This is a genomic window from Streptomyces sp. RB17, from assembly GCF_009604455.1.
Lineage (GTDB): Bacteria > Actinomycetota > Actinomycetes > Streptomycetales > Streptomycetaceae > Streptomyces.
Window position 1 is genome coordinate 38,643 of the sequence record NZ_WEGL01000013.1, and the last position, 22,716, is coordinate 61,358.

General features: G+C 69.5%; 20 protein-coding genes. All 20 read left to right on the forward strand.

The window, feature by feature from the left end:
- Window positions 1–31 precede the first annotated feature (31 nt).
- A complete protein-coding gene (gene lysA / locus SRB17_RS40370; RefSeq protein ID WP_153546511.1) occupies window positions 32–1,423 on the forward strand; it encodes a diaminopimelate decarboxylase in 1,392 nt (463 codons plus the stop codon).
- A gap of 143 nt (window positions 1,424–1,566) precedes the next feature.
- Complete coding sequence (locus tag SRB17_RS40375; protein ID WP_194294295.1) at window positions 1,567–2,859, forward strand: homoserine dehydrogenase; 1,293 nt, start codon at window positions 1,567–1,569, stop codon at window positions 2,857–2,859.
- A gap of 6 nt (window positions 2,860–2,865) precedes the next feature.
- Window positions 2,866–3,924 (forward strand): threonine synthase, encoded by a 1,059-nt coding sequence (gene thrC / locus SRB17_RS40380; RefSeq protein ID WP_153546513.1) that lies wholly within the window; start codon window positions 2,866–2,868, stop codon window positions 3,922–3,924.
- A 249-nt stretch (window positions 3,925–4,173) separates the two neighbouring features.
- Complete coding sequence (gene thrB / locus SRB17_RS40385; protein WP_153546515.1) at window positions 4,174–5,091, forward strand: homoserine kinase; 918 nt, start codon at window positions 4,174–4,176, stop codon at window positions 5,089–5,091.
- Between the two features lie 404 nt (window positions 5,092–5,495).
- Window positions 5,496–7,478: a transcription termination factor Rho gene (gene rho, locus SRB17_RS40390; RefSeq protein ID WP_323377392.1), complete on the forward strand. Its 1,983-nt coding sequence runs from the start codon at window positions 5,496–5,498 to the stop codon at window positions 7,476–7,478.
- 129 nt (window positions 7,479–7,607) lie between these two features.
- Window positions 7,608–9,497, forward strand: a complete 1,890-nt coding sequence (locus SRB17_RS40395) for a trypsin-like serine protease (RefSeq protein ID WP_228396572.1) — start codon at window positions 7,608–7,610, stop codon at window positions 9,495–9,497.
- 198 nt (window positions 9,498–9,695) lie between these two features.
- The gene (locus SRB17_RS40400) at window positions 9,696–10,826 is read left to right on the forward strand and encodes an LCP family protein (RefSeq protein WP_323377393.1); all 1,131 of its coding nucleotides are present in this window, start codon (window positions 9,696–9,698) and stop codon (window positions 10,824–10,826) included.
- 158 nt (window positions 10,827–10,984) lie between these two features.
- A complete protein-coding gene (rpmE, locus tag SRB17_RS40405; protein WP_030740744.1) occupies window positions 10,985–11,206 on the forward strand; it encodes a 50S ribosomal protein L31 in 222 nt (73 codons plus the stop codon).
- A gap of 105 nt (window positions 11,207–11,311) precedes the next feature.
- Complete coding sequence (gene prfA / locus SRB17_RS40410) at window positions 11,312–12,379, forward strand: peptide chain release factor 1 (protein ID WP_153546519.1); 1,068 nt, start codon at window positions 11,312–11,314, stop codon at window positions 12,377–12,379.
- 51 nt (window positions 12,380–12,430) lie between these two features.
- Window positions 12,431–13,276 carry a peptide chain release factor N(5)-glutamine methyltransferase gene (prmC, locus tag SRB17_RS40415; protein ID WP_323377395.1) on the forward strand — a complete coding sequence of 282 codons (846 nt, stop codon included), beginning with the start codon at window positions 12,431–12,433 and terminating at the stop codon, window positions 13,274–13,276.
- A 49-nt stretch (window positions 13,277–13,325) separates the two neighbouring features.
- A complete protein-coding gene (locus tag SRB17_RS40420; RefSeq protein ID WP_153546521.1) occupies window positions 13,326–13,973 on the forward strand; it encodes an L-threonylcarbamoyladenylate synthase in 648 nt (215 codons plus the stop codon).
- Complete coding sequence (locus SRB17_RS40425) at window positions 13,970–14,647, forward strand: protein-tyrosine-phosphatase (protein ID WP_153546523.1); 678 nt, start codon at window positions 13,970–13,972, stop codon at window positions 14,645–14,647. The genes SRB17_RS40420 and SRB17_RS40425 overlap by 4 nt, the downstream gene beginning before the upstream one ends.
- 89 nt (window positions 14,648–14,736) lie before the next feature.
- Window positions 14,737–15,975, forward strand: a complete 1,239-nt coding sequence (gene glyA / locus SRB17_RS40430) for a serine hydroxymethyltransferase (RefSeq protein ID WP_153546525.1) — start codon at window positions 14,737–14,739, stop codon at window positions 15,973–15,975.
- Window positions 15,976–16,126: 151 nt separating this feature from the next.
- Window positions 16,127–17,446, forward strand: a complete 1,320-nt coding sequence (locus tag SRB17_RS40435) for an MraY family glycosyltransferase (RefSeq protein WP_323377398.1) — start codon at window positions 16,127–16,129, stop codon at window positions 17,444–17,446.
- Between the two features lie 302 nt (window positions 17,447–17,748).
- On the forward strand, window positions 17,749–18,186 hold the full coding sequence (locus SRB17_RS40440) for a hypothetical protein (protein WP_153546527.1): 438 nt from the start codon (window positions 17,749–17,751) through the stop codon (window positions 18,184–18,186).
- 273 nt (window positions 18,187–18,459) lie between these two features.
- A complete protein-coding gene (atpB, locus tag SRB17_RS40445; protein ID WP_153546655.1) occupies window positions 18,460–19,230 on the forward strand; it encodes a F0F1 ATP synthase subunit A in 771 nt (256 codons plus the stop codon).
- Between the two features lie 68 nt (window positions 19,231–19,298).
- On the forward strand, window positions 19,299–19,538 hold the full coding sequence (locus SRB17_RS40450; protein WP_053670587.1) for an ATP synthase subunit C: 240 nt from the start codon (window positions 19,299–19,301) through the stop codon (window positions 19,536–19,538).
- Between the two features lie 38 nt (window positions 19,539–19,576).
- Entirely contained in the window at window positions 19,577–20,128 is a 552-nt protein-coding gene (locus SRB17_RS40455; RefSeq protein WP_323377401.1) for a F0F1 ATP synthase subunit B, read from the forward strand.
- The gene (locus SRB17_RS40460; protein ID WP_153546530.1) at window positions 20,125–20,940 is read left to right on the forward strand and encodes a F0F1 ATP synthase subunit delta; all 816 of its coding nucleotides are present in this window, start codon (window positions 20,125–20,127) and stop codon (window positions 20,938–20,940) included. The genes SRB17_RS40455 and SRB17_RS40460 overlap by 4 nt, the downstream gene beginning before the upstream one ends.
- Window positions 20,941–21,114: 174 nt before the next feature.
- Complete coding sequence (gene atpA, locus SRB17_RS40465; RefSeq protein ID WP_153546532.1) at window positions 21,115–22,707, forward strand: F0F1 ATP synthase subunit alpha; 1,593 nt, start codon at window positions 21,115–21,117, stop codon at window positions 22,705–22,707.
- Window positions 22,708–22,716 lie beyond the last annotated feature (9 nt).

Genomic DNA, 22,716 nt, shown 5'->3' on the forward strand with positions numbered 1-22,716 from the left:
GAGAGAGACAGAGAGTCTGAGAGCCACCGTCATGAGCCGTTCCGCCCATCCCGCCGGGCCCCGTCACGCCGACGTCCTGCCCGAGGGGCACTACTCCGCACCGCCCGCCGACCTCAATGCCCTCGACCACAAGGTGTGGGCCCAGACCGTCGGGCGCAACGCCGACGGCGTCGCCACCGTCGGCGGGGTCGACGTGAAGACCCTCGCCGAGGAGCACGGCACCCCGGCCTACATCCTCGACGAGGCCGATTTCCGGGCACGCGCGCGTGCGTGGCGTTCCGCCTTCGGGGCCGACGCCGACGTGTTCTACGCCGGGAAGGCGTTCCTGTCCCGTGCCGTCGTGCGGTGGCTCCATGAGGAAGGGCTCAACCTCGACGTGTGCTCGGGCGGCGAGCTGGCCACCGCCCTCTCCGCCGGGATGCCGGCCGAGCGTGTCGCCTTCCACGGCAACAACAAGTCCCCGGACGAGATCCGGCGCGCCGTCGAGGCCGGGGTCGGGCGGATCGTGCTGGACTCCTTCCAGGAGATCGTGCGCGTCGCCCACATCGCGCAGTCCCTGGGCAAGCGGCAGAAGGTCCAGATCCGGATCACCGTCGGGGTCGAGGCGCACACGCACGAGTTCATCGCCACCGCCCATGAAGACCAGAAGTTCGGGATTCCGCTGGCCGGGGGCCAGGCCGCGGAAGCCGTGCGGCGGGCGCTGCAGCTCGACGGGCTCGAGCTGATCGGGATCCACTCCCACATCGGGTCGCAGATCTTCGACATGTCCGGGTTCGAGGTCGCCGCCCATCGGGTTGTGGGGCTGCTGAAGGACATTCGGGACGAGCACGGCGTCGAGCTGCCCGAGATCGACCTCGGGGGAGGTCTCGGTATCGCCTACACCAGTGACGACGATCCGCGCGAGCCGCACGAGATCGCCAAGGCGCTCACCGAGATCGTCAGCCGCGAGTGCGACGCCGCCCGGCTGCGCACGCCCCGCATCTCCGTCGAGCCCGGGCGCGCCATCGTCGGGCCGACCGCCTTCACGCTCTACGAGGTCGGCACCGTCAAGCCGCTGGAGGGGCTGCGGACGTATGTGTCCGTCGACGGTGGCATGTCCGACAACATCCGGACCGCGCTGTACGACGCCGAGTACAGCGTCGCCCTCGTCTCCCGCGCCTCCAGTGCCGAGCCCATGCTCGCCCGTGTGGTCGGCAAGCACTGCGAGAGCGGGGACATCGTGGTCAAGGACGCGTTCCTGCCGGCCGACCTGGCGCCGGGGGATCTCATCGCCGTACCGGCCACCGGTGCGTACTGCCGGTCCATGGCCAGCAACTACAACCATGTGCTGCGGCCGCCCGTCGTCGCCGTGAAGGACGGCGAGGCGCGGGTGATCGTCCGGCGCGAGACGGAGGAGGACCTCCTGCGTCTCGACGTCGGCTAGCCCGGCACCGGGGCTGGAAGATCTTCGGTCTTTCCGCCCCGTACCCATGAAATACATGTCTCACGATCCGGACGAAGGGTAGAAACTCCCGTCCGGTGAGTGAGACTGGTCCAACCGTAGACGGTATGAGGAAACGAGGTCGGATGATGCGTACGCGTCCGCTGAAGGTGGCGCTGCTGGGCTGTGGAGTGGTCGGCTCAGAGGTGGCGCGCATCATGACGACGCACGCCGACGACCTCGCCGCCCGGATCGGCGCCCCCGTGGAGCTGGCGGGGGTCGCCGTACGGCGGCCGTCCAAGGTCCGCGAGGGCATCGACCCCGGCCTCGTCACCACGGACGCCACCGCCCTCGTCAAACGCGGGGACATCGATGTGGTGATCGAGGTCATCGGGGGCATCGAGCCCGCCCGGACCCTCATCACCACCGCCTTCGAGCACGGCGCGTCCGTCGTCTCCGCCAACAAGGCCCTGCTCGCCCAGGACGGGGCCGCCCTGCACGCGGCGGCCGAGGAGCACGGCAGGGACCTCTACTACGAGGCCGCCGTCGCCGGTGCCATCCCGCTGATCCGGCCGCTGCGCGAGTCCCTCGCCGGCGACAAGATCAACCGGGTGATGGGGATCGTCAACGGCACGACCAACTTCATCCTCGACAAGATGGACTCCACGGGCGCCGGGTATCAGGAGGCGCTCGACGAGGCCACCGCGCTCGGGTACGCGGAGGCCGACCCGACCGCCGACGTCGAGGGCTTCGACGCCGCCGCCAAGGCCGCCATCCTCGCCGGTATCGCCTTCCACACGCGCGTGCGCCTCGACGACGTCTACCGCGAGGGCATGACCGAGGTGACCGCCGCCGACTTCCGCTCGGCGAAGGAGATGGGCTGCACCATCAAGCTGCTCGCCATCTGCGAGCGCTCCAAGGACGGGGCGTCCGTCACCGCGCGCGTGCATCCCGCGATGATTCCGCTGAGCCACCCGCTCGCCTCCGTGCGCGGCGCGTACAACGCCGTCTTCGTGGAGAGCGATGCCGCCGGGCAGCTCATGTTCTACGGACCCGGCGCCGGCGGTTCCCCGACCGCCTCCGCCGTGCTCGGCGACCTCGTCGCCGTCTGCCGCAACCGGCGGGGCGGCGCAACGGGGCCCGGTGAGTCGGCGTACGCCGCCCTGCCCGTCTCGCCCATGGGCGAGGTGGTCACGCGCTACCACATCAGCCTCGACGTCGCGGACAAACCGGGTGTTCTCGCCCAGGTCGCGACCGTGTTCGCGGAGCACGGGGTGTCGATCGATACGGTTCGGCAGCAGGGCAAGGACGGCGAGGCCTCCCTCGTCGTCGTCACCCACCGCGCGTCCGACGCCTCCCTCACCGGGACCGTCGAGGCGCTGCGCAAGCTCGACACCGTGCGGGGTGTCGCCAGCATCATGCGGGTTGAAGGAGAGTAACCAGCAATGACCCACCAGTGGCGCGGAATCATCGAGGAGTACCGGGACCGGCTGCCGGTATCGGACACCACGCCGGTCGTGACGCTCCGCGAGGGCGGCACGCCCCTCGTGCCCGCGCAGGTGCTCTCCGAGCGCACGGGCTGTGAGGTGCACCTGAAGGTGGAGGGGGCCAACCCCACCGGCTCCTTCAAGGACCGCGGCATGACCATGGCCATCAGCAAGGCGAAGGAGGAGGGGGCCAAGGCGGTCATCTGCGCCTCCACCGGCAACACCTCCGCCTCCGCCGCCGCATACGCGGTGCGGGCCGGCATGGTCTCGGCCGTGCTCGTCCCGCAGGGCAAGATCGCCCTCGGCAAGATGGGCCAGGCCCTCGTGCACGGCGCGAAGATCCTCCAGGTCGACGGCAACTTCGACGACTGCCTCACCCTCGCCCGGAACCTGAGCGAGAACTACCCGGTGGCGCTGGTCAATTCGGTCAATCCGGTGCGTATCGAGGGGCAGAAGACGGCCTCCTTCGAAATCGTGGACATGCTCGGTGACGCACCCGACATCCACGTCCTGCCGGTGGGCAACGCGGGCAACATCACCGCCTACTGGAAGGGCTACAAGGAGTACGCCGCCGACGGGATCGCCACGAGGACCCCGCGCATGTGGGGCTTCCAGGCCTCCGGCAGCGCCCCGATCGTGCGCGGCGAGGTGGTCAAGGACCCGTCGACCATCGCCACCGCCATCCGCATCGGAAACCCCGCCTCCTGGCAGTACGCCCTCGCCGCGCGCGACGAGTCGGGCGGCGCCATCGACGAGGTGACGGACCGTGAAATCCTGCGCGCCTACCGCCTGTTGGCCGCGCAGGAGGGCGTCTTCGTGGAGCCCGCCTCCGCCGCCTCCGTGGCCGGCCTGCTGAAGGCCGCCGAGCAGGGCAAGGTCGACCCGGGCCAGCAGATCGTGTGCACGGTCACCGGCAACGGTCTGAAGGACCCCGACTGGGCCGTCGCCGGTGCCCCGCAGCCGGTCACCGTCCCGGTCGACGCGGCCGCCGCGGCCGAGCGCCTGGGCCTCGCCTGAGCGGCGGGAACCCCGGATTTTCCCTGACAGGGTGCACAGGGGGCTTACGACACGCATCGTGCGCCTCCTGTGCGCCCTATGTCGCCACAGAACCTTCCTTCGATAGGCTGTACTGAACCCGCCCGCTGCATATGCCTGGCATATGTCTGTGCATATGGGCGACGCCGCGCCGTCTGCGCGGCCTGAGGGTCTCCACGTACGTATCGAATGCCTTCAACAGTCACGCAGCTCAAGGAGAGTCAACGAGCGATGGCCGGTCCAGCGTTCCGCGCCGCCGCCGTCCGGGTGCGCGTTCCCGCCACCAGCGCCAATCTCGGCCCGGGCTTCGACGCCCTCGGCCTCGCGCTGGGGCTCTACGACGACGTGGTCGTCCGGGTGGCCGACTCCGGGCTGCACATCGACATCGCGGGAGAGGGCAGCGAGACCCTTCCGCGTGACGAGTCTCACCTTCTCGTCCGGTCCCTGCGCACCGCCTTCGATCTGCTGGGCGGACAGCCCCGCGGCCTGGAGATCGTCTGCGCCAACCGCATCCCGCACGGCCGTGGCCTCGGCTCCTCCTCCGCCGCCATCTGCGCCGGCATCGTCGCCGCCCGCGCGGTGACCATAGGCGGCGAGGCCCGTCTGGACGACGCGGCGCTGCTCGAGCTGGCCACCGAGATCGAGGGCCACCCCGACAACGTGGCCGCGTGTCTGCTCGGCGGCTTCACCCTGTCCTGGATGGAGGCCGGCGCCGCCCGGGCGATCAGGATGGAACCCTGCGATTCCATCGTTCCGGTGGTTTTCGTGCCCGGAAAGCCGGTCCTGACCGAGACCGCGCGCGGCCTGCTGCCGCGCACCGTGCCGCACGTCGACGCCGCCGTCAACGCGGGCCGTGCCGCCCTGCTCGTCGAGGCCCTCACCCGGCGCCCCGAGCTGCTGCTGCCCGCCACCGAGGACCGCCTCCACCAGGAGTACCGCGCCCCGGCCATGCCGGAGAGCGCCGCGCTGGTGGAGCGGCTGCGCGCCGACGGCATCCCGGCCGTCATCTCGGGCGCCGGCCCCACCGTCATGGCGTTGGCCGACGCCGAGAGCGCCGACAAGGTGGCCCACCTCGCGGGTGCGGGCTGGGCCGCGAACCGGCTGGACCTCGATGTGCAGGGAGCGAGTGTGCTGCCGCTTGCGACCTGACACACGGTTGCCGGATTTGGAGAGGGGGAATGTTTGTTGGATCCGGTAGTGTTAACCTCAAGTCTGCACCCGACCCCACCATGGCGAGGTGCCTTGTGTCCCAGTTCGGGACAGACATTCTTCCGGGAGCCTCCCACGCCACTCCGTGTTCCGTGCGCCGTACCTGGGCAGTACGTCGTATGCGGACATTGAGCAGGCCACTGGGCACGCTCCGGAACAGGTGCTACCACGCCGCGTGACACTGAGTGCCACGACTCGTGGAAGCGCCGTCACCGCACATTTCTTCCGCCGCTTTGGCGGACCACCGCCCCGGCACGGTTCACCGAAAGCAAGGACCGTAGCCGGACAGCACAACCGGTCGCCGAGCCAGACAGGCCGACGTCCGCTCCAGGGAAGGACCCTTCGTGAGCGACACCACCGATCTGATGGGCGCACGTGTCGAGGAGACCGCTGCCGCGCCCGCCACGGACGCCTCCGCGCCTGCCACCGGTGCCGGCTCCCGGCGGCGCCGCGGTACCGGCCTCGAGGGCATGGTGCTGGCCGAGCTGCAGCAGGTCGCCTCGGGCCTCGGCATCAGGGGCACCGCGCGGATGCGCAAGAGCCAGCTGATCGAGGTCATCAAGGAGGCGCAGGCCGCCGGTGGAGGTGCCCCCGCCGGGGGAGCCGCCGCCAAGGGCGATGCCGCCACCGAGACCAAGCCGAAGCGCCGCGCCACCTCCAAGGCCCGTACCGGCGAGGAAGCCGAGAAGAAGGCGGAGGCCAAGACCGAGGCCCCCGCCGAGAAGGCCGTGGCCCAGCAGCAGATCGAGATCCCCGGTCAGCCCGCCTCCGACGACGCGCCGACCGAGCGCCGTCGCCGCCGCGCCACCGCGGAGGCCGGCAGCCCCGCCGCGAGCAGCGCCGAGACCGTCGCCGCCGAGGCCAAGGCCGAGACGGCCGCCCAGCAGCCGCAGGGCGAGGCCGCCAAGGGCGACGCCGGTGACGGCGAGGGCCGTGGCCGCCGCGACCGCCGTGAGCGCGGCCGTGACCGCGACCGCGACCGTGACCGCCGCGGCAAGGGCGACGACCAGCAGGGCGGCCAGCGTCAGCAGCAGGGCCAGCAGCAGGGCGGCCGGCAGGACCGTCAGCGGGCCGACGAGGACGGGGACGACTTCGAGGGCGGCCGTCGGGGCCGTCGCGGCCGCTACCGCGACCGCCGTGGCCGCCGTGGCCGCGACGAGATCGCCGAGCCGCAGCTCGCCGAGGACGACGTCCTGATCCCCGTCGCGGGCATCCTGGACATCCTCGACAACTACGCCTTCATCCGGACCTCCGGCTACCTGCCGGGCCCGAACGACGTGTACGTCTCCCTCGCCCAGGTCCGCAAGAACGGCCTGCGCAAGGGTGACCACGTCACCGGCGCGGTCCGTCAGCCCAAGGAGGGCGAGCGCCGCGAGAAGTTCAACGCGCTGGTCCGCCTCGACTCCGTCAACGGCATGGCGCCCGAACACGGCCGTGGCCGCCCGGAGTTCAACAAGCTGACCCCGCTCTACCCGCAGGACCGCCTTCGCCTGGAGACGGACCCGGGCGTGCTCACCACCCGCATCATCGACCTGGTCTCGCCGATCGGTAAGGGCCAGCGCGGTCTGATCGTGGCCCCGCCGAAGACCGGCAAGACCATGATCATGCAGGCGATCGCCAACGCGATCACGCACAACAACCCCGAGTGCCACCTGATGGTCGTCCTCGTCGACGAGCGTCCGGAAGAGGTCACCGACATGCAGCGGTCGGTCAAGGGCGAGGTCATCTCCTCGACCTTCGACCGCCCGGCCGAGGACCACACCACGGTCGCCGAACTCGCCATCGAGCGCGCCAAGCGTCTGGTGGAGCTGGGCCACGACGTCGTCGTGCTGCTCGACTCCATCACGCGTCTGGGCCGCGCCTACAACCTGGCGGCGCCGGCCTCCGGCCGCATCCTGTCCGGTGGTGTCGACTCGACCGCGCTGTACCCGCCGAAGCGGTTCTTCGGTGCGGCGCGCAACATCGAGGACGGCGGTTCGCTGACCATCCTGGCCACGGCTCTCGTGGACACCGGGTCCCGCATGGACGAGGTGATCTTCGAGGAGTTCAAGGGCACGGGCAACATGGAGCTGAAGCTCGACCGCAAGCTCGCGGACAAGCGGATCTTCCCGGCCGTGGACGTGGACGCCTCCGGTACCCGTAAGGAAGAGATCCTGCTCGGGGCCGAGGAGCTGGGCATCGTCTGGAAGCTGCGCCGCGTTCTGCACGCGCTCGACCAGCAGCAGGCGATCGAGCTGCTGCTCGACAAGATGAAGCAGACCAAGTCGAACGTCGAGTTCCTGATGCAGATTCAGAAGACGACGCCGACGCCCGGGAACGGCGACTAGCCGGTAGAGACTGGGTAAGAAAGAGGGCCGCCCCCCGTCACGTCGGTGACGGGGGGCGGCCCTTTGGCGCTGAGAGGTACGGGTGCGCATCACGCACCCCTTCTGACTCACGCTCCATGGGGGGACTCTTTGTCCACACCTCTGCCCCGCAGCGGCCGGCACAGACGCCGTATACGCATCGGCCTGCCCGTCGCCGCCGCCGGTGTCGCCGCGGCCGTCGCCGCCGCGCTGCTGACCACCTCCGCCGGCGCCACGACGGCCTCGGCCGCGCCGACCGTCAAGCCGGCCACCAGCTCCGCGTCGCTCTCCGAGCTGACCCACCGCGTCACGGGCGCGCTCGCCACCGACAAGGACTTCAAGAAGGCCTCGAAGACCAAGGACACGTCTTCCTCGTCTTCCTCGTCCTCCTCGTCCACGGCATCCGGCTCCGGGACCTCGTCCGGTTCGTCGTCGACGTCCACCGTCAGCCCGATGATCATCGGCGGTACCACCACGAGCATCAGCTCGGCCCCGTGGATGGCCCAGCTCTGGTACTACGACGACAAGGGCACCAGCAGCACCGGCGACGACGTCAGCTTCTTCTGCGGCGGTGCCGTGGTGGCGCCGACGAAGATCCTCACCGCCGCGCACTGCGTCAAGGGCTACGACTGGCACGCCAACGGCGCCATCCTCACGGGCACCGACCAGCTGCCCACCACCGACTCCTCCGGCAACACCGATCTGCACGGTGGCACGGTCTCCGGCGTCTGGCGGCAGTGGAACCACCCGTCGTACACCGCGGGGACGACGAACACCCAGCCGCCCGCCAACAACGACATCGCCGTGCTGACCCTGCCGACGCCGATCAAGGCCACGCCGATCCGCATGACGACGTCCAGCGACACGACCTCGTACAAGGCCGGCACCAGCGCCAAGGTCTACGGCTGGGGCCGCACCAGCTCCACCAGCCAGGACATCTCGCAGACGCTGAAGACGGCCACGCTGCCGATCCAGTCCGACAGCACCTGCACGACCGCCTACGGCAGCTCCGTGTTCGTCGCGGGCCACATGGTCTGCGTCGGCAACCCCGCCACCGGCAGCGACAGCGGCACCACCACCACGTGCAACGGTGATTCCGGCGGCCCGCTGATCGTGAACAACCGGATCGTGGGCGTGGTCTCCTGGGGTGTCACGAACTGCGTCGCGAAGGGGGCCTACGCCGTCTTCACGAAGGTCAGCACCTACGTCGGCGCCGCCTACCCGCGCATCGACGACACCAACCTCAGCGGCGACCACAAGGCCGACCTGTTCGTGCGCGAGCACTCCACGAACACCGGCTATGAGAAGGACTCCAAGGGCACCTCCTTCGCGTCCCGCGTCTCCTGGGGCAGCTTCTCCGGCTACAACACGATCCTGCAGACGGACCTGGACCGGGACGGCTACCAGGACTTCGTCCTGCGCCGCAGCAGCGACGGGGCGGTCTTCTGGCTGCATTACATCCCGGCCACCCAGAGCTGGAGCAAGAAGGAGATCTTCAGCAACTGGTCCAGCCGGAAGTTCACCGTCGCTCCCGGTGACGTGACCGGCGACTACCTGCCCGACCTCCTCTCGGTCGACTCCTCCGGCATCCTGTGGATCTACCCGGGCAAGGGCGACGGCACCTTCTCCGCCCGCGTCGAGGTCGGCACCGGCTGGGGCCAGTACAACTCCCTGCGCGGCCACGGCGACTTCGACGGCGACGGCAAGGCCGACCTGATCGCCCGCCAGAGCGGCACCGACGACGTGTACCTGTACCGGGGCACCGGCAAGTCCGGCTCGGGTGCCTTCGCCTCCCGGATCAAGGTGCGCAGCGGCTGGACCGGCTACAACGCCTTCGACGCGGTCGGCGACATCACCGGTGACGGCAAGGCGGACTTCCTGGCCCGCACCTCCGGCGGCACGCTCTACCTGTACCCGGGCACCGGCAAGGCGACCAGCGAGATCTTTGCCACAAGAATCTCGGTTGGCACCGGTTTCCAGGCATACGACCTCTGGGGCTGAAGCCCCAGGTGAGCGAGGCTCACCGCCCGTGACCCGATGACCCACCGTGCCCATCGCCCTACGCGATGGGCACGGTGCGTCGTGCAACCCTGGCCCGAGTTTCTCCGTCTGCCCTTACGGAGCGACGATGGAGCGGTACCGACCGCGCCTGACCCTGAAAGCAGGGGGTAACCGACCGACGACGACTTGAGGAGCAATGTGTCCGCCGAGAGCACGCCGGAGCCCGTCATACCCACGCCGGCCGAGCCCGGCCCCCGCAGTGGCAGGGGCCGCCGCAAGGCCCGCAGCAGGAGCCGCAAGGCCCTGCGCGTCGCGGCCTGGACGGCCGCGGGGGTGGTCGTGCTGGGCGGTACGGGCGCGGGGTACCTGTACTTCGAGCTCAACGGCAACCTCCGAAGCGTCGACATCGACCAGGCCCTCGGCAACGACCGGCCCTCGAAGATCGACAACGGCTCCGAGAACATCCTGGTCCTCGGCTCGGACACCCGCTCCGGCTCCAACAAGAAGCTCGGCGGCGGCACCGACGACGGCAGCGCCCGCTCCGACACGGCGATGATCGTCCACGTCTACGAGGGCCACAAGAAGGCCTCCGTGGTCTCCGTCCCCCGGGACACCCTGATCGACCGTCCGGCCTGCACCGACACCAAGGGCACCACGCACCCGGCCGCGAACGGCGTGATGTTCAACGAGGCCTACTCCACCGGCGGCGCCGCCTGCGCGGTGAAGACCGTCGAGTCCCTCACCGGCATCCGCATGGACCACTACCTCGAGGTCGACTTCGCGGGCTTCCAGAAGCTCATCGACGACCTCGGCGGAGTCCCGGTCACCACGACCAGGAACATCGACGACCCGCAGAGCCATCTGAACCTCCAGGCCGGCACCCACACCCTCGACGGCCGGCAGGCCCTCGGCCTGGTCCGCACCCGGCACGGCGTGGGCGACGGCTCCGACCTGGGCCGCATCCAGCTCCAGCAGGCCTTCGTCAAGGCACTGATCGGCCAGGTCAAGCACGTCGGCGTCTTCACCAGCCCCAAGAAGCTGTACGACCTCGCCGACACCGCCACCAAGACGGTCACCACCGACTCCGAACTCGGCTCGGTCAACTCCCTCATCGACTTCGCCGACGGCCTCAAGGGCATCAGCTCCCACCGCATGACCATGATCACCATGCCGGTCCAGTACGACCCGTCGAACCCCAACCGCGTCCTCATGGAGAAGCAGAAGGCCCAGCTGGTCTGGGACGCCCTGAAGAACGACCGCCCGATCCCGAAGTCGGCGACCGCGGGCACGGCCACCGGCGAGGCCAAGGGCGTGGTGAACGCCCCGTAAGGGGCGCGGGGCGGGCGAAAACCCTCGAGGAATAAAGAACAGTGGCCCCCAGTTTTGGGGGATGGCCCCAGTCCTGGCAGACTGGTACGTCGGCCCCGGTTCACGCTCCCGCACCCCGCGGCGGCGACCCGGCGCCCTCCCGAAACCTAGGAGACACCTTGAAGCGCGACATCCACCCCGCGTACGTCGAGACGCAGGTCAGCTGCACCTGTGGCGCGTCGTTCACCACCCGCAGCACCATCGAGTCCGGCACCATCCGGGCCGAGGTCTGCTCCGAGTGCCACCCGTTCTACACGGGCAAGCAGAAGATCCTCGACACCGGTGGCCGTGTGGCCCGCTTCGAGGCCCGCTTCGGCAAGGCCGCCGGCTCCAAGAAGTAGCGAGCCCCATTTCGCCGGTCCACGGTCACGCCCTCGCCGGGGTGTGCCCGGGACCGGCGTTTTTGGTCGCCCGCCCTTCCCCTCACCGCAGTACAGGAGCCCAAGATGTTCGAGGCCGTCGACGAACTCGTCGCCGAGCACGCCGATCTGGAGAAGAAGCTCGCCGACCCGTCGGTCCACGCCGACCAGGCGAACGCGCGCAAGCTGAACAAGCGCTACGCCGAGCTGACCCCGATCGTCGCCACGTACCGCTCCTGGAAGCAGGCCGGCGACGACGCCGAGACCGCGCGCGAGTTCGCGGCCGCCGACCCCGACTTCGCCGCCGAGGTCAAGGACCTGGAGAAGCAGCGCGAGGAGCTGACGGAGAAGCTCCGCTTCCTGCTGATCCCGCGCGACCCGAGTGACGACAAGGACGTCATTCTGGAGATCAAGGCGGGCGCGGGCGGCGACGAGTCGGCCCTCTTCGCCGGCGACCTGCTGCGCATGTACCTGCGCTACGCCGAGCGCGTCGGCTGGAAGACCGAGATCATCGACGCCACCGAGTCCGAGCTGGGCGGCTACAAGGACGTCCAGGTCGCGGTCAAGGCCCGCGGCCAGCTCGAACCCGGCCAGGGCGTGTGGGCCCGGCTGAAGTACGAGGGCGGTGTGCACCGCGTGCAGCGCGTCCCGGCGACCGAGTCGCAGGGCCGTATCCACACCTCCGCCGCCGGTGTCCTCGTGACCCCGGAGGCCGAGGAGGTGGACGTGGAGATCAACCCCAACGACCTCCGCATCGACGTGTACCGGTCCTCCGGCCCGGGCGGCCAGTCGGTCAACACCACCGACTCCGCGGTGCGCATCACGCACCTGCCGACCGGGGTCGTCGCCTCCTGCCAGAACGAGAAGAGTCAGCTGCAGAACAAGGAGCAGGCGCTGCGTATCCTGCGCTCCAGGCTGCTCGCCATGGCGCAGGAGGAGGCCGAGCGGGAGGCCGCGGACGCCCGCCGCAGCCAGGTCCGCACGGTCGACCGCTCCGAGAAGATCCGCACCTACAACTTCCCGGAGAACCGCATCTCGGACCACCGCGTCGGCTTCAAGGCGTACAACCTGGACCAGGTCCTGGACGGCGACCTGGACGCGGTCATCCAGGCCTGCGTCGACGCCGACTCGGCGGCGAAGCTGGCGGCCGCGTAAGACACGTACGCACGTACGAGCACAAGTACGAGTACGACACGGAGGACTCGCGTGAACCTGCTGCTCGCGGAGGTGGCCCAGGCCACCCAGCGGCTGGCCGACGCCGGCGTGCCCTCGCCGCGCACCGACGCGGAGGAGCTGGCCGCGTTCGTGCACGGCGTGAAGCGCGGCGAACTGCACTCCGTGAAGGACTCGGACTTCGACGCCCGGTACTGGGAGGTCATCGCCCGGCGCGAACAGCGCGAGCCGCTGCAGCACATCACCGGGCGGGCCTACTTCCGCTATCTGGAGCTCCAGGTCGGGCCGGGCGTCTTCGTGCCCCGGCCGGAGACCGAGTCCGTGGTCGGCTGGGCCATAGACGCCGTGCGCGCCATGGACGTCGTCGAGCCGTGCATCGTGGATCTGTGCACCGGCTCCGGCGCCATCGCGCTCGCCCTCGCCCAGGAGGTCCCGCGCTCGCGTGTGCACGCCGTGGAGCTGTCCGAGGAGGCGCTCCAGTGGACCCGCAAGAACGTGGAGGGGTCCAGGGTCGACCTGCGCCAGGGTGACGCCCTGACGGCCTTCCCCGACCTCGACGGGCAGGTCGACCTGGTGATCTCCAACCCGCCGTACATCCCGCTCACGGAGTGGGAGTACGTGGCTCCCGAGGCCCGTGACTACGACCCCGAGCTGGCGTTGTTCTCCGGCGAGGACGGCCTCGACCTGATCCGGGGCCTGGAACGCACCGCTCACCGTCTCCTGCGTCCCGGCGGGGTCGTCGTGGTCGAGCACGCCGACACCCAGGGCGGCCAGGTGCCGTGGATCTTCACCGAGGAGCGGGGCTGGGCCGACGCGGCCGACCACCCCGACCTCAACAAGCGCCCCCGGTTCGCGACCGCCCGCAAGGCGCTGCCGTGACCCCGCAGACTCATGTCCCGCAGTACGTGTACGAGGAGGCCCGCTAAAGATGGCACGGCGATACGACACCAACGACGCGACCGACCGCGCGACGGGTCTGCGCGAGGCCGCGTCCGCCGTCCGCCGGGGCGAGCTGGTGGTGCTGCCGACCGACACGGTGTACGGCATCGGCGCCGACGCGTTCTCCTCCGAGGCGGTCGCCGACCTGCTCGCCGCCAAGGGCCGGGGCCGCAACATGCCCACCCCCGTCCTCATCGGCTCCCCGAACACGCTGCACGGCCTCGTCACGGACTTCTCCGAGCTGGCCTGGGAGCTGGTCGACGCCTTCTGGCCGGGCGCCCTCACGCTCGTCGCCAAGCACCAGCCGTCCCTGCAGTGGGACCTCGGCGACACCCGGGGCACGGTTGCCGTGCGCATGCCACTGCACCCGGTCGCCATCGAGCTGCTCACCGAGGTCGGTCCCATGGCCGTGTCCTCGGCCAACCTCACCGGCCACCCGGCGCCGGAGAACTGCGACGCCGCGCAGGAGATGCTCGGCGACTCCGTCTCCGTCTACCTCGACGGCGGCCCCACCCCGGCCAATGTGCCCTCGTCCATCGTGGACGTCAGCGGCCCGGTGCCGGTGCTGCTGCGCGAGGGCGCGATCTCCCCGGAGGAGCTGCGCAAGGTCGTACCCGACCTCGAGGTGGCGAATTGACGGCCCCTGAAGCGGGGCGTGGCATAGGCGTCGGCGAACGTGTCGCGGAGGAGACGACCACTTTCGGGTTTCCGCGCGACACCTTCCGCATCCTCCACGTCAGCACCGGCAATGTGTGCCGCTCGCCCATCACCGAGCGGCTGACCCGGCATTTCGTCGCCGAGCGGCTCGGCGTGCTCGGCGGCGGTCTGATCGTGGAGAGCGCGGGCACCTGGGGCCACGAGGGCGCGCCGATGGAGGCCAACGCGGAGGCCGTGCTGGGGGAGTTCGGCGCGGACGCCTCCGGCTTCTTCGGCCGGGAGCTGCTCGACGAGCACGTCATCAGGGCCGACCTCGTGCTCACCGCCACCCGCGACCACCGCGCCCAGGTCATCTCCATGGGCCATTCGGCGGGCCTGCGCACCTTCACCCTGAAGGAGTTCACCCGGCTGGTCCGGGCGATAGATCCGGCCACCCTGCCGCCCCTGGACGACGGCGTGGTCATGCGCGCACGCGCCCTGGTGCGTGCGGCGGCGGCTCTACGCGGGTGGCTGCTGGCGCCCACGGTGGAGGCGGACGAGGTCCACGACCCGTACGGGGCGCCCCTTCCGTTCTTCCGGTCGATCGGGGACGAGATACACGAGGCGCTGGATCCGGTGGTCACGGCGCTGACCGGAGTACCGGCGCGGACCTGAGTGCCCCGGAGGCGCTGCAATACCGGGCATAACGCACATCTCCGTCCTACATTGGGTACACGTCACCGTCGACCGCCCGGGAGCCCGCCATGTCGGTCACCCATACCCTCGAGACCGATGTCCTGCGGCGGCAGGACCCGGCGATGGCCGAGATCCTCCTCGCGGAGCTGGACCGGCAGTCCACCACCCTGCAGCTGATCGCCGCCGAGAACTTCTGCTCGCCGGCGGTGCTCGCCGCCCTCGGCTCCGCGCTCGCCAACAAGTACGCCGAGGGCTATCCCGGCGCCCGGCACCACGGCGGCTGCGAGATCGTCGACCTCGCCGAACGCGCCGCCATCGACCGGGCCAAGGAGCTGTTCGGCGCCGAACACGCCAATGTCCAGTCCCACTCGGGCTCCTCTGCCGTCCTGGCCGCCTACGCGGCCCTGCTGCGCCCCGGTGACACCGTCCTCGCCCTCGGGCTGCACTACGGCGGCCATCTCACCCACGGCTCACCCGCCAACTTCTCCGGCCGCTGGTTCGACTTCGTCGGGTACGGGGTGGACGCGGAGACCGGGCTCATCGACCACGACCAGGTGCGTCACCTGGCCCTTGGCCACCGGCCCAAGGCGATCGTGTGCGGCTCGATCGCCTACCCCCGGCACATCGACTACGCCTTCTTCCGTGAGGTCGCCGACGAGGTCGGGGCCTATCTGATCGCCGACGCCGCGCACCCGATCGGGCTGGTCGCCGGCGGCGCGGCGCCGAGCCCGGTGCCGTACGCCGACATCGTGTGCGCGACCACCCACAAGGTGCTGCGCGGTCCGCGCGGCGGGATGATCCTGTGCGGGAGCGAACTGGCCGAGCGCGTCGACCGCGCGGTGTTCCCGTTCACCCAGGGCGGCGCGCAGATGCACACGATCGCCGCGAAGGCCGTCGCGTTCGGCGAGGCGGCAACACCGGCCTTCGCCGTGTACGCCCATCAGGTGGTCGCGAACGCACGGGTGCTCGCCGGTCACCTGGCCGCCGAGGGCTTCACCGTCACCACCGGCGGCACGGACACCCATCTGATCACCGCCGACCCGGCCCCGCTCGGGGTGGACGGCCGCAGCGCACGCGGCCGGCTCGCCGCCGCCGGGATCGTCCTGGACTGCTGTGCGCTGCCGCACGGCGACGGCCGCGGCCTGCGCCTGGGCACGGCCGCGGTGACCACGCAGGGCATGGGGGAGCCGGAGATGGTGCGGATCGCCGCCCTGCTGGCGGGCGTGCTGCGCGGCGAGACCGAGCCGGCGGCGGCACGGGAGGAGGTGCGCCTTCTCACAGGCGCGTTTCCGCCGTATCCGGGCTGAACGGGGGTAGGCGGTGTGCCATACACCCCGATGTGCGCCGTGGCTCACAGCCACCCGTGCAACCATCGTGGCTACCCGGAAGTCCCCATCCATATACGTCCATCGCTAGGGTGTGGGGCTGTGATGGCCAGCGAGACTCGTGGGGAAGCCTGTGCGTGAATACCTGCTGACGCTCTGCGTCACGGCCGCGGTGACGTATCTGCTGACAGGGCCGGTACGGAAGTTCGCGATCGTGGCCGGGGCGATGCCGGAGATCCGGGCGCGTGACGTGCACCGGGAACCCACTCCGCGGCTCGGCGGTATCGCCATGTTCTTCGGCCTGTGCGCGGGCCTGCTGGTCGCGGACCACCTGACCAACCTCAACGAGGTCTTCGCGAAGTCGAACGAGCCGCGGGCCCTGCTCTCCGGCGCGGCCCTGATCTGGCTGATCGGCGTCCTGGACGACAAGTTCGAGATCGACGCGCTGATCAAGCTGGGCGGCCAGATGATCGCCGCCGGCGTCATGGTCGTGCAGGGCCTGACGATCCTGTGGCTGCCCATCCCGGGCGTCGGCAACGTGGCGCTGACCCAGTGGCAGGGCACGCTGCTGACCGTGGCGCTCGTCGTCATCACGATCAACGCGGTGAACTTCGTGGACGGCCTGGACGGCCTCGCGGCCGGCATGGTCTGCATCGCGGCGGGCGCGTTCTTCCTGTACGCCTACCGGATCTGGTACTCGTACGGCATCGAGGCCGCCGCCCCCGGCACCCTGTTCGCGGCGATTCTCATGGGCATGTGCCTGGGCTTCCTGCCGCACAACATGCACCCGGCGCGGATCTTCATGGGCGACTCCGGCTCGATGCTGATCGGCCTGGTGCTGGCGGCCGGCGCGATCTCCATCACCGGCCAGCTCGACCCGGACGCGCTCGCGCTGTTCACGGGCTCGGAGAAGGCGGCGGTGCACCAGACGGTGCCGGTCTACATCCCGCTGCTGCTCCCGCTGACGATCATCGCGGTGCCGGCGGCGGACCTGGTCCTCGCGATCGTCCGGCGCACCTGGCGCGGCCAGTCCCCGTTCGCCGCGGACCGCGGGCATCTGCACCACCGGCTGCTGGAGATCGGCCACTCGCACAGCCGGGCCGTGCTGATCATGTACTTCTGGTCCGCGCTGATCGCCTTCGGTGCACTGGCGTACTCGGTCAACTCGGCGTCGATGTGGATCGTGCTCGGCGTGGTGGCCCTGAGCGGGGTCGGCCTGGTCCTGCTGCTGCTCCCGCGCTTCACGCCGCGGGTCCCGATGTGGGCCCAGCGGTTCGTGCCGCCGCGCTACCGGCTGCGGCGCCGTGCCGCCGAGGCCGCTGTGATCGGGGAGGCGGAGGAGGCACAGGAGGCACAGGAGGCCGAGGAGCGGGCTCCCGTCGCCGCCGGGGTCTCGGGCGTCAACGGAGCGACCGCGATCGGCCCCCGTTCGCGTTTCCTTGACCGGCGCTGACTCTGGCAAGGTAAGAATCTGACGAGAGCATTGCCAACTCGTGGGGGAATAAAGTCCCCCAATACCAGACAAATGGGCCCGGTCTCTGCGCAGACGTGCACTGTCACTCTCATGTGTGACAGCAAGCACACGTGACGAGTAAAGACCTCATCAAATAGTTTGTGATACGGTTCACGAGAACCCCGGACAGAGCCGAAGGACCGTAGTGCGACGGTCCATTGGTGTGAGGTCTCGATCACTCAGCCCGGGACTACGCTCGTCCATGACGACACCCTGCCCCCTGTGAAAGCGGAGTTGCCGCCATGCCGTCCAAAGACGCCCGGAACCTACTGCAGATCGCTGTGCCCGCAGCGGCTGCAGGCGCGATCGCCGTCGCTGTGAGCGCCGCGGTCGCAGGGGGTAAGGGCGCGCTCGGCGCGGCCGTCGGCACGGTGCTGGCCATCCTGTTCATGGGAATCGGCCTCTACGTGCTGCAGTGGACGGCAAAAACGCTCCCGCAGCTGTTCCAGGCGATGGGCCTCATGCTCTACATGGCCCAGTTGCTGCTGCTCTTCATCTTCGTCGCCGTCTTCAAAGGCACCTCCCTCTTCAACGGCAAGGCGTTCGCCGTGGGGATCGTGGTCACGACCGTCGCGTGGATGGCCGCGCAGGCCCGCGCGCACCTGAAGGCCAAGATCTTCTATATCGATCCGGACTCCGCGAAGAGTGACAAGCCCGAGAAGACAGGGCCGTCGTCGTGAGGGGTAGGGGCGGGATAAAGGCTTGTGAGATCTCCTGCTATCGTCCGGTGCCAACTGCGGCATCGCGGGCGCGGGCATCTGAGCTGACGCCTGCTCGATCGCGAGGCTCGATGCCCCCCAGCCGCCCCCACATCCGTAACACCAGTCCGGTGCCGATCCGCGGCCGCGCGCCGCGCCGACACAACGAGGTTGCCGTACCCATGCGTCACGCCGAAGGAGCCCGCGGTGAGTGCTGACCAGACCCAGCTCGCCTTTGACTGGAGTTGTCGGATCATGTCCGACAACGGGTGTGGCTTTCCGGCTCCGGGCCTGCACTCCTTCCTGTTCACGCCGCTCTTCACGGTCGGCGGCTTCGACTTCAACAAGGTGATGCTGCTCGCGCTCATCACCACCGCGCTCGTCGTCGGCTTCTTCTGGGCCGCCTTCGGCAACGCCAAGGTCATCCCGGGCAAGCTGCAGATGGTCGGCGAGGCCGGCTACGACTTCGTGCGCCGCGGCATCGTGTACGAGACGCTCGGCAAGCGCGAGGGCGAGAAGTGGGTGCCGTTCATCGTCTCCCTCTTCTTCTTCATCTGGATCATGAACGTCTGGTCCGTGATCCCGCTGGCGCAGTTCCCGGTGGGCTCGATCGTCGCCTACCCGATGGTTCTGGCCGTGATCGTCTGGGTCATCTGGGTCTCCCTGACCTTCAAGCGTCACGGCTTCGTCGGCTTCTTCAAGAACGTGACGGGCTACGACAAGTCGCTCGGTGCGGTGCTGCCGCTCGTCATGGTCATCGAGTTCTTCTCGAACCTGCTGGTCCGCCCGTTCACGCACGCGGTGCGACTCTTCGCCAACATGTTCGCCGGTCACCTGATGCTGGTGATGTTCACCGTCGCCTCCTGGTACCTGCTGAACAGCTGGATGATCCCGGCCGCCGGCGTCTCCTTCGTGATGACGATGGCCATGATCTGCTTCGAGCTTTTCGTCCAGGCCGTCCAGGCGTACGTCTTCGTACTGCTGGCCTGCTCCTATATTCAGGGCGCTCTCGCCGAGCACCACTGAGCCCCACCACACCCCCGGTCGTCCGGTGGCCAACCCCCACCGGTCCGTAAAGAGAAGGAAGATTCAGCATGGCTGCCACTGAGACCCTCGCCGCTGTCTCCGGTTCCATCGGTTCCGTCGGTTACGGCCTCTCCGCCATCGGCCCCGGCATCGGCGTCGGCATCATCTTCGGCAACGGCACCCAGGCGCTCGCCCGTCAGCCCGAGGCCGCGGGCCTGATCCGCGCCAACCAGATCCTCGGCTTCGCCTTCTGTGAGGCGCTCGCCCTCATCGGCATCGTCATGCCGTTCGTGTTCGGTACGAAGTAAGACCTCCGTACCCACACGTATCGACGAAAGGCACTGATGTGATCGCCAACCTGGTTCAGCTGGCGGCCCCGGAGAAGGGCGGGAACCCGCTCGTTCCCGAGGGTCCCGAGCTGCTCGTCGGCACCATCGCCTTCGCCATCGTGTTCTTCTTCTTCTGGAAGAAGCTGCTTCCGAACATCAACAAGGTTCTGGAGGAGCGCCGCGCGGCGATCGAAGGTGGTATCGAAGAGGCCGACGCCATGAAGGTCGAGGCCCAGAGCGTCCTTGAGCAGTACAAGGCCCAGCTCGCCGAGGCCCGGCACGAGGCCGCGCGCCTGCGCCAGGAGGCGCAGGAGCAGGGTGCCGCGCTCATCGCCGAGATGCGGGCCGAGGGCCAGCGGCAGCGCGAGGAGATCGTCGCCGCCGGGCACGCCCAGATCGAGGCCGACCGCAAGGTCGCCGCTGCCACGCTCCGGCAGGACGTCGGCAAGCTCGCCACCGAACTGGCCGGCAAGCTCGTCGGTGAGTCCCTCGAGGACCACGCCCGGCAGAGCCGTGTGATCGACCGCTTCCTCGGCGAGCTCGAGGAGAAGGCCGAGGCCACGCGATGAACGGAGCGAGCCGCGAGGCCCTGGCAGCCGCAGGTGAGCGTCTCGACGCGCTGACGGACTCCACGTCCGTCGACGCCGCTTCGCTCGCCGACGAGCTGGCCGCCGTCACCGCGCTGCTCGACCGCGAGGCCGGCCTGCGCCGGGTCCTCACCGACCCGGCGCAGCCCGCAGAGGCCAAGGCGGAGCTGGTCCAGCGTCTCATCGGTGGCCAGGTCAGCGGGTCCGCCGCCGACCTGGTGGCCGGGATGGCGCGCTCCCGCTGGTCGCAGTCCCGCGACCTGGTGGACGCGCTGGAGGAGCTGGCGAGCATCGCCGACCTCACGGCCGCGGAGAAGACGGGCACCCTCGACGACGTCGAGGACGAGCTGTTCCGGTTCGGCCGGATCGTCTCCTCCAGCACCGAGCTGCGCGCCGCGCTGACCGACCGTGCCGCCGGCGCGGCCGCCAAGACCGAGCTGCTGCACCGGCTGCTCGGCGGACGGGCCAAGCCGGTCACCGAGCGTCTGGTGACGCGCCTTGTGACCGCGCCGCGTGGACGTAGCCTGGAAGCGGGACTGGAGTCCCTGTCCAAGCTGGCCGCCGAGCGCCGGGACCGCGTGGTCGCCGTCGTCACCTCGGCGGTGCCGCTGACCGACGGCCAGAAGCAGCGCCTCGGCGCCGCCCTCGCCAAGCTGTACGGCCGCCGGATGCACCTCAACCTGGACGTGGACCCCGAGGTCATCGGCGGTATCCGGGTGCAGGTCGGTGACGAGGTCATCAACGGCTCCCTCGCGGACCGGCTGGACGACGCCGCCCGCCGCATGGCGAGCTAGCAGCAACTCGATATTCGGGACAGCTCGGTATTCGAGACAACTCGATATCTCGAGAAAAGCAGTACGTAATTACGGCCCTGGTTGGGCCGTGCAGAGGATTCACCTCTTACAGGGGGGAGTCCCCATCCCCCCCAAGTGAAACTTCGGGCCCAACAAGGAGAGCAGGGAACCCAGATGGCGGAGCTCACGATCCGGCCGGAGGAGATCCGGGACGCACTGGAGACCTTCGTCCAGTCGTACAAGCCGGACGCGGCCTCGCGCGAGGAGGTCGGTACGGTCACCCTTGCCGGCGACGGCATCGCGAAGATCGAGGGTCTTCCCTCGGCCATGGCCAACGAACTGCTGAAGTTCGAGGACGGCACCCTCGGCCTCGCCCTCAACCTCGAGGAGCGCGAGATCGGTGCCATCGTCCTCGGTGAGTTCAGCGGCATCGAGGAGGGTCAGCCGGTCACGCGCACCGGTGAGGTCCTCTCCGTCGCGGTCGGCGAGGGCTACCTCGGCCGTGTCGTCGACCCGCTCGGCAACCCGATCGACGGCCTCGGCGAGATCGAGACCGACAGCCGCCGTGCCCTTGAGCTGCAGGCCCCCACGGTCATGCAGCGCAAGTCGGTGCACGAGCCGATGGAGACCGGCTACAAGGCCGTCGACGCGATGACCCCGATCGGCCGTGGTCAGCGTCAGCTGATCATCGGTGACCGCCAGACCGGCAAGACCGCCCTGGCCGTCGACACGATCATCAACCAGCGCGACAACTGGCGCACCGGCGACCCGAAGAAGCAGGTCCGCTGCATCTACGTCGCCATCGGCCAGAAGGGCTCCACCATCGCCGGCGTGCGCCGCGCGCTGGAGGAGAACGGCGCCCTGGAGTACACGACCATCGTCGCCGCCCCGGCGTCCGACCCGGCCGGCTTCAAGTACCTCGCCCCGTACACCGGTTCGGCCATCGGCCAGCACTGGATGTACCAGGGCAAGCACGTCCTGATCATCTTCGACGACCTGTCGAAGCAGGCCGACGCCTACCGCGCCGTGTCGCTGCTGCTGCGCCGTCCGCCGGGCCGCGAGGCCTACCCGGGTGACGTCTTCTACCTGCACTCCCGGCTGCTGGAGCGCTGCGCCAAGCTCTCCGACGACATGGGTGCCGGTTCGATGACCGGTCTGCCGATCGTCGAGACCAAGGCCAACGACGTCTCGGCGTTCATCCCGACCAACGTCATCTCCATCACCGACGGCCAGTGCTTCCTGGAGTCGGACCTGTTCAACGCCGGTCAGCGCCCCGCGCTGAACGTCGGTATCTCCGTCTCCCGAGTCGGTGGTTCCGCCCAGCACAAGGCGATGCGCCAGGTCTCCGGCCGCCTTCGTGTGGACCTCGCCCAGTTCCGTGAGCTGGAGGCGTTCGCCGCCTTCGGTTCCGACCTGGACGCGGCCTCGAAGGCCCAGCTGGAGCGCGGTCAGCGCATGGTCGAGCTGCTGAAGCAGGACCAGTACCAGCCGATGGCCACCGAGGACCAGGTCGTCTCCGTCTGGGCCGGCACCAACGGCCGTATGGACGACGTCCCGGTCGCCGACATCCGCCGCTTCGAGAAGGAACTGATCGACTTCCTGCACCGGAAGCACCAGGGCCTGATGACCTCCATCCGGGAGGGCGCCAAGATGTCGGACGACACGATCCAGGCGATCGACGACGCGGTGGCCGAGTTCAAGAAGCAGTTCGAGACCTCGGACGGCAAGCTGCTCGGCGAGGACGTTCCTGCCGCTGCCGCCAAGTGACGTAAGGAA

Bases quoted from the DNA above. Each gene is read 5' to 3' on its own strand.
- atpA (WP_153546532.1), top strand. From the start codon at position 21,115: ATGGCGGAGCTCACGATCCGGCCGGAGGAGATCCGGGACGCACTGGAG.
- SRB17_RS40450 (WP_053670587.1), top strand. From the start codon at position 19,299: ATGGCTGCCACTGAGACCCTCGCCGCTGTCTCCGGTTCCATCGGTTCC.
- atpB (WP_153546655.1), top strand. From the start codon at position 18,460: ATGTCCGACAACGGGTGTGGCTTTCCGGCTCCGGGCCTGCACTCCTTC.
- thrB (WP_153546515.1), top strand. From the start codon at position 4,174: ATGGCCGGTCCAGCGTTCCGCGCCGCCGCCGTCCGGGTGCGCGTTCCC.
- SRB17_RS40460 (WP_153546530.1), top strand. From the start codon at position 20,125: ATGAACGGAGCGAGCCGCGAGGCCCTGGCAGCCGCAGGTGAGCGTCTC.
- SRB17_RS40375 (WP_194294295.1), top strand. From the start codon at position 1,567: ATGATGCGTACGCGTCCGCTGAAGGTGGCGCTGCTGGGCTGTGGAGTG.
- thrC (WP_153546513.1), top strand. From the start codon at position 2,866: ATGACCCACCAGTGGCGCGGAATCATCGAGGAGTACCGGGACCGGCTG.
- SRB17_RS40440 (WP_153546527.1), top strand. From the start codon at position 17,749: ATGCCGTCCAAAGACGCCCGGAACCTACTGCAGATCGCTGTGCCCGCA.
- lysA (WP_153546511.1), top strand. From the start codon at position 32: ATGAGCCGTTCCGCCCATCCCGCCGGGCCCCGTCACGCCGACGTCCTG.
- glyA (WP_153546525.1), top strand. From the start codon at position 14,737: ATGTCGGTCACCCATACCCTCGAGACCGATGTCCTGCGGCGGCAGGAC.
- SRB17_RS40420 (WP_153546521.1), top strand. From the start codon at position 13,326: ATGGCACGGCGATACGACACCAACGACGCGACCGACCGCGCGACGGGT.
- prfA (WP_153546519.1), top strand. From the start codon at position 11,312: ATGTTCGAGGCCGTCGACGAACTCGTCGCCGAGCACGCCGATCTGGAG.